This window comes from [Bacillus] enclensis (assembly GCF_001456935.1).
Taxonomy (GTDB): domain Bacteria; phylum Bacillota; class Bacilli; order Bacillales; family Bacillaceae_B; genus Rossellomorea; species Rossellomorea enclensis.
This window is the reverse complement of record NZ_KQ758485.1, coordinates 186,949-200,323: the sequence shown is the minus strand read 5'-3', so window position 1 is coordinate 200,323 and position 13,375 is coordinate 186,949. Positions and strand designations below refer to the sequence as shown.

The 13,375-nt window shown below is 39.1% G+C and carries 17 protein-coding genes; 7 read left to right on the top strand and 10 right to left on the bottom strand.

What is annotated here, in order from left to right:
• Position 1: 1 nt before the first annotated feature.
• From AS034_RS16060 to AS034_RS16025, 8 genes are all read right to left on the bottom strand, one after another.
• Positions 2 to 352, bottom strand: a complete 351-nt coding sequence (locus AS034_RS16060; RefSeq protein WP_244888179.1) for a cupin domain-containing protein — start codon at positions 350 to 352, stop codon at positions 2 to 4.
• Entirely contained in the window at positions 345 to 1,325 is a 981-nt protein-coding gene (locus AS034_RS16055) for an alcohol dehydrogenase catalytic domain-containing protein (RefSeq protein ID WP_058299306.1), read from the bottom strand. Before AS034_RS16055 ends, AS034_RS16060 begins: the two co-directional genes overlap by 8 nt.
• A gap of 82 nt (positions 1,326 to 1,407) precedes the next feature.
• Positions 1,408 to 1,914, bottom strand: coding sequence for a DUF4825 domain-containing protein (locus AS034_RS16050; RefSeq protein ID WP_058299305.1), 507 nt, complete (start codon positions 1,912 to 1,914; stop codon positions 1,408 to 1,410).
• A gap of 10 nt (positions 1,915 to 1,924) precedes the next feature.
• Entirely contained in the window at positions 1,925 to 2,914 is a 990-nt protein-coding gene (locus AS034_RS16045; RefSeq protein WP_058299304.1) for a hypothetical protein, read from the bottom strand.
• Between the two features lie 3 nt (positions 2,915 to 2,917).
• Positions 2,918 to 4,102, bottom strand: coding sequence for an ABC transporter permease (locus tag AS034_RS16040; protein ID WP_058299303.1), 1,185 nt, complete (start codon positions 4,100 to 4,102; stop codon positions 2,918 to 2,920).
• A gap of 5 nt (positions 4,103 to 4,107) precedes the next feature.
• Positions 4,108 to 4,794 carry an ABC transporter ATP-binding protein gene (locus AS034_RS16035; RefSeq protein WP_058299302.1) on the bottom strand — a complete coding sequence of 229 codons (687 nt, stop codon included), beginning with the start codon at positions 4,792 to 4,794 and terminating at the stop codon, positions 4,108 to 4,110.
• Positions 4,784 to 6,424, bottom strand: a complete 1,641-nt coding sequence (locus AS034_RS16030; protein WP_141687744.1) for a hypothetical protein — start codon at positions 6,422 to 6,424, stop codon at positions 4,784 to 4,786. The genes AS034_RS16035 and AS034_RS16030 overlap by 11 nt, the downstream gene beginning before the upstream one ends.
• Positions 6,425 to 6,691: 267 nt before the next feature.
• Complete coding sequence (locus AS034_RS16025; protein ID WP_058299300.1) at positions 6,692 to 7,180, bottom strand: hypothetical protein; 489 nt, start codon at positions 7,178 to 7,180, stop codon at positions 6,692 to 6,694.
• Between the two features lie 398 nt (positions 7,181 to 7,578).
• Between AS034_RS16025 and AS034_RS16020 the strand changes: the two genes are divergently transcribed.
• The 7 genes from AS034_RS16020 to AS034_RS15990 all read left to right on the top strand — a co-directional run bounded on the left by AS034_RS16020 (position 7,579) and on the right by AS034_RS15990 (position 12,195).
• Complete coding sequence (locus tag AS034_RS16020) at positions 7,579 to 8,919, top strand: helix-turn-helix transcriptional regulator (RefSeq protein WP_141687743.1); 1,341 nt, start codon at positions 7,579 to 7,581, stop codon at positions 8,917 to 8,919.
• 17 nt (positions 8,920 to 8,936) lie between these two features.
• Entirely contained in the window at positions 8,937 to 9,323 is a 387-nt protein-coding gene (locus AS034_RS16015) for a hypothetical protein (protein WP_058299298.1), read from the top strand.
• Between the two features lie 434 nt (positions 9,324 to 9,757).
• Positions 9,758 to 10,084: a TM2 domain-containing protein gene (locus AS034_RS16010; RefSeq protein WP_058299297.1), complete on the top strand. Its 327-nt coding sequence runs from the start codon at positions 9,758 to 9,760 to the stop codon at positions 10,082 to 10,084.
• 20 nt (positions 10,085 to 10,104) lie between these two features.
• Positions 10,105 to 10,500, top strand: coding sequence for an NINE protein (locus AS034_RS16005; protein ID WP_058299296.1), 396 nt, complete (start codon positions 10,105 to 10,107; stop codon positions 10,498 to 10,500).
• 68 nt (positions 10,501 to 10,568) lie between these two features.
• Positions 10,569 to 11,198 carry an immunity protein Imm33 domain-containing protein gene (locus AS034_RS16000; RefSeq protein WP_058299295.1) on the top strand — a complete coding sequence of 210 codons (630 nt, stop codon included), beginning with the start codon at positions 10,569 to 10,571 and terminating at the stop codon, positions 11,196 to 11,198.
• Between the two features lie 48 nt (positions 11,199 to 11,246).
• Complete coding sequence (locus AS034_RS15995; protein WP_058299294.1) at positions 11,247 to 11,672, top strand: hypothetical protein; 426 nt, start codon at positions 11,247 to 11,249, stop codon at positions 11,670 to 11,672.
• A gap of 166 nt (positions 11,673 to 11,838) precedes the next feature.
• Complete coding sequence (locus AS034_RS15990) at positions 11,839 to 12,195, top strand: hypothetical protein (RefSeq protein ID WP_058299293.1); 357 nt, start codon at positions 11,839 to 11,841, stop codon at positions 12,193 to 12,195.
• A gap of 51 nt (positions 12,196 to 12,246) precedes the next feature.
• Here AS034_RS15990 and AS034_RS15985 read toward each other — a convergent pair whose 3' ends face one another.
• Both AS034_RS15985 and AS034_RS15980 read right to left on the bottom strand, forming a co-directional pair.
• Positions 12,247 to 12,897: a hypothetical protein gene (locus AS034_RS15985; protein ID WP_058299292.1), complete on the bottom strand. Its 651-nt coding sequence runs from the start codon at positions 12,895 to 12,897 to the stop codon at positions 12,247 to 12,249.
• Between the two features lie 32 nt (positions 12,898 to 12,929).
• On the bottom strand, positions 12,930 to 13,214 hold the full coding sequence (locus tag AS034_RS15980; protein ID WP_058299291.1) for a hypothetical protein: 285 nt from the start codon (positions 13,212 to 13,214) through the stop codon (positions 12,930 to 12,932).
• Positions 13,215 to 13,375: the final 161 nt, after the last annotated feature.

Genomic DNA, 13,375 nt, shown 5'->3' with positions numbered 1-13,375 from the left:
TTTATTTAGAAACTTGAAAGATAAAGATTTCCATTGGCTCTTCAGAGTTGTTGATTAATCCGTGACTTTCTCCGCATTCATTAATGATTACATCACCCTTACAAATCTTAACTGTTTCACCACCGGTAATCATCGAGCTGCTTCCCTTAAGAATAAAATAAATTTCTTCATTTTCACTGTGTTGATGGTAACCGATAGTGTGGTCAGGCTGCACAATAACATAATCGATGAAATCGATTTTCGTTTTGAAATCTTCCTTTTCGAAAACCCTTACCTTTTCCAAAGCACCGATTCCATTGTGACTCTTTTCCAAAAAATATTCTGCCCTAAATATATTCTTAATCTTACTCAATTAAGACTCCTCCCCTTATGATTTCATTTTGCAATGTTTTATTGATTATGCCCTCTAACTTAGAGGCTGGTTGAAAAGGTGTGATAATTTTCTTAAGGGGCAAAAGTTCCGAGTCTATGATACTAATAGCTTCGTTTATGCTTGCTGGATTCGTATGCTTGGAAAATGTAATATTGATTTCGTTATTCCTAAGGTAATTTAAAGTAAATAATTCTCCTATAGAGTTCACTCCGCTAAAACAGAGGAAAGAGGATGAAGGCTTTAAATAAACCAGAATTTGAGAAACCAATTTTGACTGTCCTGCTGTATCTATGCATAAGTCAAAATGTTGTTCATTTAATTGTCCACATTCGAGTTGTTCTATCTTGAGACTTCTAGATATCAAATTTTGCTTTTTTTTATTACTTCCCACTATTTTTGCTCTCTTTTTATAAATTAGAGTAAGAGCGTAATAAAACAGTAATGACATGAATCCATTCCCGAGGATTAGGATGTGTTCTGTTTTACTTAGATCTACTTTCTTTAAGGCATGAAGCACGCAAGCAAGAGAATCAGTATAGGCAAATTCAGATAACCTATTATCGGTCCCCTCTGGAATACGATAAAATGATTTTGAGGCAGCCCTTTCATCAAGTACTAAGTAATTGGAAAAGCATGTATCAGTATTCTTGGAGTTCTTGCATAAATGAAACTGGGCTTGTTTACAGGAAATGCATGTCCCACAGCTATATCGATGTAGAATGACTACATTATCTCCTTTTTTAAATGAAGAGAAGGGAGTTAGCACCTCTCCCACTAATTCATGACCAAAGTAGTTATTGTTTTTGTATTTATAATTAAGACAGTCTGTCATACACACGCCAACTGCTTTTACTTTTACAACAATTTCTTTCTTGTGAGCTGTAATTTTTTTTTCAAGTTTTTGGATGTGTGATTTATTTACCAGACGATATTCCACCTTTGAGACGTCCATACCTTACACCTCCTATTAGAGTTTGTGGGTCTTAAAGGTTTTTAGACAAAGGAATTTTTCTACACCGACCTTTACATAGTAATTAATTTTCAGCAAATGCATCTTTATACTTCTTGTATGTTTTTTCATCTAATGATTTAAAAGAGGTGTTTAATTTATTGGCCAGTTCCTCACGTCTGAATTCATATTCCTTGGTTGTTTCTCCAATAAAAGAAATTTTTACAGTATTCAGGTTATTGACTAGTGTAAACAGGATGGCGCTGTTTAGGGCTGCGTTTCTTTGTTCTTTGTCCGGTTTGTACCAATACTCCGAGCCTTTTTCATTTTTTTCATTGTAAGCAGCAAGGTCGTATTTAATCTGTAATACATCGGAAGAGATTTCGATTTTATGGGGAATTTCCCCACCGGCCAACTTGGTCACGGTATTGATTACAGCGGAGTTATCTCCCAAACTGGTTTGCTCCAGTCCGGATAAGTCAGCGTATTCAAGTGTTTCTACATTTTTTGCTTCTGAATCCTGGTATGATGAACAGCCTGCCGCAAAAAGCAAAAGCAGGAGCGGCAGGGCAAATCGTTTCATTTTTTTCATGATAGCCTCCTTATTGAATGCTTAAATCTACTGAATCAGGGACTTCATTTTTTTCAATTAATGTAAGCTGATTGTTATCGGCTTTGTATATGCCGTCCCGCGAAATGACGTAGTAATCGTTTTTGTAGGGGGTAATTCCAAACACTTCCCGGGTTTTGAGTTCACTGCTGGATGTGACCTTATTTTGGTTATTGATTGTCTCAATAAAGTTGCTGTTAGGTGTTCCGGAAATGACAAGCATTTCATTTCCGGAAGGTACCACGTACTTTGGCGGGTGTTCCGTAGTATAGGTTTCAATTATTTCTTCAGATTTCGTATCGTAAACGGCAATTTCCTTTACTTCTTTGTTATTCGTTTCTTTTCCGTTGTTCCTGACGAGTTGGTTGATGGAGATAATCAGTTGATCATCATCGAACTGGGCATTGACTTCATAGGTGTCATCCAGAAGTTGCTTCTTCTTTATGTTTCCGTCCTTCAGAGTATAGAGCAGAATGGAATCAGTTCTGGAAAGCATGTAAACTGTGCCGGTTTCATAGTCAGCAGTAATGGCCTCCGGATACCCATTTAGTTCCCATTCGTTCACTTTTTTGAATGAATTCGGATCGATTTCTTTCAGGATGGCTTTTTCTTTTTCATATACAATCGTATAGATTCTATCCTTTGTATAAACACCCCCAAAAACAGGGGTATCTACCTTTCCGATTTCTATAAACGCTTCTCCTGATTGAAGGTAATACTGATATCCCTTTTTATCATCTTGAATCATCGTCAAGGTCTTCTCTTCTACGGGGTTCCTGCTTGTCGTCCCGTATGGAGACTCAGACAATACGTCAAGTTTGAGCTGATTGGTATTACCATTTTCAAAATCGAACAAGCTGACTGAATCTTTACCGTTCAGGTAATGGATAGAATGTGCAGGAATGCTTTCTTCGCTGTCGAAGCAGCCGGAGAGAAAAGCGGCTGCTCCGATCAAAAGTATAATAAATCTTATTCTATTCATGGCTCAAGCTCCTTTCAAAATATCAGTAACCTGAATCGAAGAAGCTCTCTTTATCGGATAAGCACTCGAGATGAAGCTGACCAGAAAAATTACGGCCAAGCTTGCCAGGATTTGAAAGGTGTCGATGGACAGAATGAACGTATAGTCTGCAAATCCCATATTATTAACATAGTGCTCGATTGCTTTCAATGCAGAGAAACTGAGAAGAACCGACAAACAAAATGAAAGAAAGGAAATGATTGTGACTTCAACAGCAAATAACTTTATCAGATGCTTCTGTTTAAATCCCACAGCACGCATGATCCCGATTTCTCCATAGCGGCTCTGAAGAGATTGATTGATGATTGATGCAATACTGGTTCCGGCAAAGATAAGAAGAACGACCACAAGAATCCCGCCGACGCTTGCCAGTATCTTCGCGATGACTGGGATCGATTTGGAAGCTTTTAGTGAATAGTCTGTCATATATCCCATCTTATCGAATTGACCTGCAGCTTTGCTTACCGCGTTTACATTCGGTACGATGGCAATGACTTCCTGATAGCTTGGATTCTCAAGGTATTCTTCAAGGGTGAGGCCGAGGAAACCTGCATTTAAGGTTTGGACAAGCTCCAGGCTGGCAATCGAAATATCTTCCGGGAAACTGATCAGATAGGGCGGTTCGATCTTGCTTGTGACAGTTGCGTCCAGTTCCTTGCGTATACCTTCGTTTTCCTTTACTTTCACGGTGTAACTGATCTTTACAGGGTCACCTTCCTCGAGGGAAGAAGTGATATTCTTATTCAATAGGATGCCGTTGACAGGCAGACTTTTGGTTTCTTTTTCAGTGAAATACTCTATGGCGTTGTTAGGGACTCCAATTAGTGTTGAGGTGATTTTTTCCTTATTTTGTTCAATCCCAATAAAAGATTCCGTCCGCGGAAAGACAGTGGCGACACCATCGACTTCTTTCAGTTTATCCAAGTCTGTATTTGTCAGCTCACCTTCCGCTGAGGAAACATGGATGAACTTCAAGCTTGCATTATCCACCACGGTTTCGTTCACGCTGGCAGTAATACTAGTGAAAAAGCTTGAGACAATGTTAAAAAGCAATATGCCCACCGTGATAATGATGATTGGTGCGATGTTTTTCTTGCCGCTTCTTTGAAAGTTCTTGAACCCCAGTGCTACATAATCTTTTGCTTTCATCTTTGTTATCCCACCTTTTCAAGTTCCCCTTGTCTAAGGGAGTATAAATGATCGGCATACTGCTTGAAGATTTCATTATGGGTGACAATCAACATCCCAACGCCTTGTGCCTTTAGTTGTTGAAAGATTTCAATGATTTTTATTTCGGTTTCTGTATCCACATTCCCAGTCGGCTCATCGGCCAAAATGATTCGGGGTTGATTGGATAATGCACGGGCGATTGCTACCCTCTGTTTCTCACCACCGGATAAAGAGGAGGGGAAGTGCGTATAACGATGTGACAAACCTACGCTGTTTAGTAGTTCGCAGCTTATTTCATCCCGGTCTTTTTTGGTCATGTCCTTCTTTAATAGAAGGGGAAGCGAAACGTTTTCCTGTGCGGATAGATTCGGTACTAAGTGGTAATCTTGAAAGACAAATCCGAGGTGCTGCGCCCTTAAATCGGTAAGATCTTCAAGTGAATGGGAGGTAACCACCTTATTCAAGAGTCGGACTTCACCCTCGGAAGGCTTATCCAAAAGGCCCATCATACTGAGCAATGTGCTTTTTCCAGAACCTGATGGCCCCATGATGACGTTAATCTCGCCTTCATAAATCTCAAGATTGACATTTTTTAGAACGGTGATTTCGTTCTCTTTCGTTTTATATGTCTTGGATACTTTCTTTACACTCATTAGCAGCTTATTGCTCATGAATCTGCTCCTTTCCCAGCAGGATTTGATTTAATCGATTGAGGAAAATAGTTGCATAAAAGTTTTTATAGTGTTGCTGATCATTCAGCTTGTACCCATTCCCGTCATGAAGTTGGATCAGCTTCTCCGCAATCAGGTCATCATTGGTTGCTTCTCCCATCTGCTTGAGAAATAATGTCTTCTGATAAAGTTCGTAAGCAGCTACTTCGCCGGAAAGGTTAATTTTAACTTTCTTAACATAAGGTATTACTTCTTTTAATTCTTTAGAGAACTTTCCGGTTTCTGCCAGACTATTTATGAAAAGAAGGTTAGTGAAGTCAGTAGAATTTTCAAATAATTTTGTATTTCCTTTTCCTAATTGATTCACAATTTCCATCGTGTTTGCAGGAAAGTCTTTAACTTTTAGATTTGCTTCCAATAATGCCAATGATTCAATAATATGGCTTGTTTTTATTATGTTGCCAGGATTGACTTGGGGTGGGAGCTTTTCTTTTAATACTTTTGAAATTCTTTCTGCTTCTTTCGAGTCTGGATAGGTATCGTCAACATACTTCATAAGGTGTATGTAGCTTAGTATTTCGAAAGGGTCCGTACCTAATAACTTTTCGACATCTGTTTCACTTAAGAAGTCGGAGAGGAATTTTTTAAGCTGTATAGCCGACCCGTCGTCTAGTTCTGCAGATTGTAAAGCGACTACCATGCTGTAATATCCGCTATACGGATTGGTGGTCATTGAAAATACCGGCATCATGCCATCCGGGTAAGCATAGCGATTAAACTGTTTCCTTAATTTATCTTTATGAGGATAAACATCAATGAGATCTAAATTTGAGTAAATCGATAACACATAATATTCATGTTGAATATTAGCAAATTGGTTATGGCTGTAAGATAAGCCTTGTAGAATTGATTGAATTTCCTCACGGTTCAAAGTGATTTTATTTTCCTTGTGTAAATAAGTTAAACTTTCAATCGAAAGCAGATCATTAAACTCATAGTTTTCCTTTTGAATAATAGACTCATAGCTGTTTTGTCCTAAAATGGAAGGAGAAGCTTTCAAGTTTAATAGTTTCATTATTTTATAATATTGACGAATAAACTGTGGATCATTTTTACCTACCATGAACTGATTCAACCAATTTACAATTGAGGTTTTATTCTTGTTCAAATCAATATCCGTTTTTAGGGCAAGCTCTAGCATCATTGATGTGTGCATTAACTCGACCTCATCATATCCGTCTTCGTTCCTGTATTTTTTAAATTCATTTGATAAAAAGTACCCTTCTTCATAAAAAGTCTGGTTATAGAGCTTTTTTATGGCGTTTACTGCATGTTCCATCGTTTGGTCAGGAAGTTGATTTTGATCACACATTTCAATTAGTTTCATTGCATAATATAATCTCTCAATCCCGGTGTAAAACGTTTCTTCCGTTTGGATAAATTCATCTTTGGACAATTCACTTGAAAAATGTTCACACACTTTTTGACCTGGCGCAATGTCCAGAAAACTCAATGAAAAATATGTATATAAAGTGGTGAATTCATCCTTTGAACCCTCAACAGGATATGTTAAAAAGTTCTTTGTATTTTTAGTGATATCAGATTTGACTGTTTGTTCAGTGCTGGTCATTTGGCTGCTGAGAACCTCTTCATGATTCTTACTCAACACTACTGGGTCTTTCATTACGTATTGATAAATGATAAAGGCGGCCGTGACAAATATAATGAAAAGAAATGTAATTCTTCCTTTGTTTTTCATATGTCATGGAAGATGAATAAATAGAAGTAAATGCCCATATTAGCATTTACTTCTATTGGGTTATAGTACAGATTTTAATCATATTATGTTATAATATTGGTAATGTTTAACGGGTTGTTAAAGATGCGGTTACAGCTATTAATACCACCGGAAAATGGAAGCTGTTGCTGAATCTTTAACACCTAATGCCAAGAAATTCGCTGTGTTATTTCCAGATCCACTTATAGGTACACCAGAAATATTATAAGAACCTGAATAGTCAGAGATCCAGTTGTTATAGTTTGTCCAAGTTCCTGATAATTCATTTCCGCTGGCAGTACCGCCACTTACTCCACCGATGCTTACTCCCAGACCATTTGCTTTAATATTCCATGCTGTCTTTACCCAATCAGCATTTGGCGGGTTGTATCCTAAGAATTTAGCGCTTACTTGATAACGTTGAGTCTGGTAGAAAGCGGTAGCGCTCATCCAGATATTAGACTGAATATCATTTCCAGATAGCTGGCTGATCGGCTCTGTTACTGAATCCTGATAAGCACTTGCACTGCTGCCAAATCCTCCTACTACCACTGCTCCTGCCAAAGCGATTCCACCTAAAGTACGTACAATCTTCTTTTTTACACCCATCTTCCAATTTCCTCCTTTTTTAATCCTATACTATAACGACTTCAGTATAGCAAAAATCCAAATATATCAATTTGTTCAAAAAGTTGACATTGTTCTTCAAAATTAGCGCTTTTTTACATAATTCAATTGGATTACGAGAGTATAGTCACGGTTTTTTTGAAGGTTAATTACATTAATTGGATAATAGTAGGTATATAGTTATATTTTGGCTATGTTATTATTCTATTTTTGTCTCCCTTGTTTGCATATTGGAGTATAAATAAAGATATTGAATAATTACCGCCCCAGAACTTAGTTTTTTCTTCTCTTTTTCTATTTTCAGTTCAAGTTTTTGAATAATACTAAGTAATAAGCAGTTATTAATGAGTGGGAACTTTCTCACGTGTAACAGGTTGAATTTGACTTATATGTTAATTTTGGTATGCTTTATTTGGTTCGATTGGTGTGATTCGCTCGAGAAAGGGGGGAGTAAAATCGATCACTTTACATTGGGGCAGAGGATAAAATATGTACGTTCAATGAAAAAAGTAAGACAATCTGAACTGGCGAAAGGAATCTGCTCAGTTTCTTATTTATCAAAGGTAGAGAATGATAATATAGTCCCCAGTGAAGACGTAGAACATGCTTTATTGAAGCGGTTGGGCATCTTTCACGAAGACAAAAGCCTTGATCAGGTTTTGTCAAATCGGTTGGATCGCTGGTTTTCTACCATAAATAATAAAGAGAGAGAAGCATTTACAAGAGAATACGAACTAATCAAGCAGCAGCTTTCCGTGACGACCAATGAACTAATCTTGATCAAGTTTAAAGTATACTCCGTGAGGTATTTCATGGAATTGAAAGAGTACAATGAGGTTCATTCCATATTAGAAGATCTTCGTCAATCGAAATTTATCATGGACTACCCAACTCTTTATTACTATGAAAAGTATCAAGGTGCTTTCAATTACAAATTCAAGAAATTCCAGCAATCCAGTGGGCACTATGAAGCAGCAAGGAAGTACTGTGAATTTATCGATATTACACCGAAGGAAAAAGCATCTTTACACTATTCCCTGGGCTTGGTCAATGGAAAACTGAACAAAAACCAGCAGAGTATTGAGTATACAAAAAAGTCTCTCTCAATTTATCAATCGCTGTATGAATTTGAGAACTGTGTGCATGCCCACATTTTGCTTGGTATCCTTTATAAAAGAAGCAGCCAGCATACAGAAGCAATCGAGGAGTACTTAAAAGCCGGCGAACTGTCAAGGGTAGGCGGGTTTACCACTGTTCTTCACACGATTGAACACAATCTGGGTACTCTCTATTCTCACCTTAATAAATCAAAACTTGCCATCCAGCACTTCAACAGTAGCCTGCAAAATGAATGCACCTGCGAAGATCGTTTGAATACACACATCTCCCTCAGCAAAGAATACTTCAAATCGGGTAAGAAGGACGAAGCGAAGAAAACCTTGGCCGAAATGGCGAAAGCCCTGCCTGAACTAGATGGTATAAGCGAGCTCACCCTCAAAGAATATGAATTATTGACAAAAATATATAGTGAAGACATTGATTCATTAGATAAGAGACTAATAAAGGAGCTGCTGCCGTTATTTGAAGAAGCCAATCAGCTCCGATCTATAGCAGAATATCTATCATTCATTGCAGACTATTTATATGAAAACGGAAAATATAAGAAATCATCCAGATACTACGCACTCTCATATAAATATCTAAATAAATCAATCACATAACCAAGGAGGAAAAAAGTATGATTAAAAAATTAGTAGCCGGATTGGTATTCGCAGGAGGAATTACAGCGGGCGCATTCGCTTACACACAATCAGAAACTGCGGTTGATGAGATTTTCCCTCCGCTTCCTGATGATTTTGATGTAGAAGTTGCAGGGGATGAAATCTTTCCACCACTTCCGGATGGGACCGGGGTAGAACTCGCAGGGGATGAAATCTTTCCACCACTTCCGGATGGGACCGGGGTAGAACTCGTAGGGGATGAAATCTTTCCACCACTTCCGGATGGAACTGGGGTAGAACTTGCAGGGGATGAAATCTTTCCACCACTTCCGGATGGAACTGGGGTAGAACTTGCAGGGGACGAGATATTCCCTCCGCTTCCGGATGGAATAAAACTTACATAGGGTAAAAGCATAATAAAATGACCTTAGCGCTACTAATTTAAAGTGGTGTTAAGGTCTTTTTTTAGTTTCTATCAGGAATGAGATACTAGACTATCTGTCTCAGTCCATAGCGAATTACGTTTTAATTTTATCATCCAAAATGTAATCGTCGTCGGCGGGCTCATGAAGCAGTAGCAGATGTATCTTAATCAGGTACAGGGGCAGGTACAGGGGGACAGGTCCCTCGTCCCACTATTAGGAGCGGACGATTATTTTGAGATAATCAACCTGTCCGCCATGCTTTTATTAGGTAATAAAACCCAAAAAAACAAAGAAATAATTACATAAAAATAGAAAAATAATCACATTTTTCCTGTTTGTGGTGGTATAATTTTGAGGTGGTATAAGTCTTTGTGATTATACCCGCTAATTTTAGAAACAATGGGGGAAATGATATGTCACTTATTCAGAAGCAAGGGCTCACATCTGAAGAATTACAAATGCTTAATTCAGAAATGAATAAGAAGCAAAAATCTGCGGGTACGACTTGGCTGCTATGGTTCTTTACAACTAGCTTTGGTGGTCACCGCTTTTATTTAGGCAAGACGGGAACGGCTGTTGCGATGCTTTTGACGTTTGGCGGGTTGGGTATTTGGAGCTTCATCGATCTGTTTTTGCTGAACGGGATGATCAAAGATACAAATGAAAGAATTGAAAATGATATACTTTCTGAAATCCGTTTGTTGAAGAGTGCTGAACATAATTCAAAACTCGCAAACTAACGTAAAAGTGGTGAATGTGGATGAATCCTGTATCAAAGTTTGATCTTACAATTGAAGAATTGGCCATCCTTGAATCAGAAATGTTGAAGAAGAGAAAGAATAAAGAAGCCGCATGGGGATTATGGGCCGGATTGAGTTTCTTTGGTGCTCATCGTTTTTATACGGAGAATTATGGCTACGCTTCAGCTATGCTCATTACGAGTATGGTTCCAATTATTGCTATTATTATTATGTTATCGACTATTGAATACTATTATAGCTTTACAATGTTTATGTTATGGTTATTTATCATTTTGTTAGCCGGCTCTGTTATATGGTCTTGGATCGATGCGTTCTTCTTGAATAGAAGAATAGCTGACTATAATGAAGCCTGTGAGAACCAAATTCTTCAATCGATCATCAATAGAAGGAAGTAATAAGCTTATGAACCGGTAAGGCGGTTCATGAGCTTTTTTTAAAAGTAAAAATAAGGGGAGATACCTCAATGTCTTGGGAATTGGATAATGCTAATGAGAGAAATAAAATGGCTCCGTATACGTTTTACATACCAGGCAGCGATGTGATAGATAAATTGAGATTGGGTGACTTGGTTAAGCTGATATTCCTGGGAGAATCCGAAACAGATGGTCCGGCGGGGGAGAAAATGTGGGTCGAGATTACAGAGAGGTATGAGGAGAGATTCAAAGGGGTGTTGACCAATGAACCTTATGATTTGAAGGGCTTAAAGGCTGGTCAGGAAGTTACATTCAAAGTGGAGCATATCTGTGATACTCAATACGACGATCCTTCGTCTTCTGACTGGGATTACTATTTTGACATGAAAGTGGTTGTCAGCAGGGACGTACTTGATAGACGGGAATTTAACTTTATGTTGAGGGATGCCCCGAATAACGACCAGGACTCCGGCTGGTCAATTTTAAGTGGATATGAAGAAGACGAATATCTCCAGGACGCTGCAAACCTTCAATGTATTTCCATCGGGGTCATCTTAAATATGGATGATTCGATATTATCTATTATCGATGAAAGGCCTATGTGTGCATTTGAGCGGAATGAAGACGGGGTCTTCTGGAAGATTGATGATTATGATTGGGATGGGTATTTGAACGGATAGGGGCCAGCAGGTGAAAAAATGTGTGAGTGCGGAAGGAGAGTCATTCAGTTGAATGTTGGACGGATTATGAATAGGGGATTTCATAATAAAGGCAGAAGTGATGTATTCAAATGGGAAACACAATCAGTGAATGATGGCCAAGAGATCAGATTCACGTTTCTTTCTAAGAACTCTCCACACCGCCAAGGGGTATGGCTGAAGACGGATAAAGGAATTGAAGTGATGGGGGAAACGTACTCATCAATCGAATTATGGGAAGACACGACTCCTAAAGAAGTACTGTTGAAATGCTTTACCAGTGAAGGTATATTGAGCTTTTATAATATCTGGGACCGGGGAGCCGGGAGACAATCCCAATCCTATTCTTCAGGTATAGTGATAGACCAGAAGGACAATGCCATAATATATTGCTGTAACGATACAGGATTTGAGACGAATTTTGATAAACTGGTCATTTCTGTAGAGAAGCTATAAGGGGGATGGGACATGGGGACAGGTACCTTGTCCCGTTTTTTAGTGCCACATGGTAAGCATGGTAACAGGGGTGCAGAATGTGCCTCTCACAAGAATCGTTGGATTGATCTGATCTTAACAGTGAACGTTCTGGAATATAATCGTTAGCCTAGAAACGGGGAAGAAGATGAAGCGGAAATTTATTGAATCACTATATGAAACAATCGTTAAGGATGATTTGGTATCATATCAGCAGCTTTTAGAAACTGCAGAAATAGTGCCGAAGACGGATGAATATTGGAAATCAGCTATTGGTCTCTACAACAGCCTGACAGAAGAAAAGAAAACGATATTGTTGAGAATCATTGAACAAATCCAGATTGATACCATTTCACACCTGCTTGGTATAATGGATGGAAGCTCGACGTTAAACGGGTATTCTGCAGAACCCTCACTACTGCTCGACTCTAAAAAGACAGATGGGGAACTGCAGAATCTCTTTCTAGAGCTCATTGAGATGAGAGATGAAGAAAGCCCAGGGTAACACTATTGATAGATAATTGATCTGTTTGAAAGGGTGGGGAATATCCCCGCCCTATTCAGGGACAGTGGACCTGTCCCCCTGTCCCATTCCTGTATACAGGATGATGCGGGGGCCTTGGACGCCTCCGATGTGACCGTCGGCTCCCTCGGGAGCTTCAATCATCGTGCTGAAGCGGATGGTTTTCTTTTCTTTTGCTTTCAGTTTAGCGTGGAACGGGGCGCCCTGATTCAGGAGCGGAACTGGTTTATAGTTGTTCTCATCGAAGCTGTATGTGAATGTCAGGTCCTCATTGCCGTTGTTCTCGAAGGTCATTTCGCAGTCGGCCGTCATGGTCCTCGGGTTATCCCAGTCTGGGACGTCAAACATGCATACGCTGTCGTCTGCGATATAATTTACCTTTTCAACCCCTTCTGCCATGAATTTCTGATAAAAGTCCACTGCCAGTGCGGGGGAGGACAGGACAAGGACAAACGCGATCGTCACGGTGAGCAATTGGAATCTTTTAAGGGCGAACCAAAGCACGGTCACACTTGCAATCATCAATACATGTGACAGTATGGAGAGATGAAAGGCCAGGTTAAGATGTCTCGTAAGGATGATTTCCATTTCAGGTGCTTGGAGAGAGCTGAATGGGAACCTCAAGAGGAACGAAATGAGAAACAGAACGAATGATGCTGCCAATAATAAGGGTGATTTAATCAATGGTTAACCTCCAATCCGGTTTGATTCTGATGTTAAAACGGAAGGGTCTTAGCGCCCATCATAAAGAAAATGCTGACGGAATACCTGAACACCACATAAGCAAGCGTCAGTCCAATTACGAGATGTAGACCCCAAAGACGTCGGATGGAGTTTAATAGTATGATATCTAAGACAAGCCAGACAACAGGCAGCGCAGCCACCACAAAAAAGTAATAGAAATGGCTGAAAAACCCCAGCACAATTGACGCTGCAATCAACAGCGGGAAGATAATATGAAGTATATAAAATATCGACAAACGAACCTTTCCTCTTTTCATCATTTCACCTCACTTTGCGGGACAGGGGGACAGGTACATTGTCCCAAGCCGGAAGTACAGTAGTTCTATTTTATGATAAATACTGGTTGAATAGTAGGAATTTGTTTAGTGAGGGATATTTAGGGAGTAATATGTTTGTTAGAGTTATTTATTCTATAAGT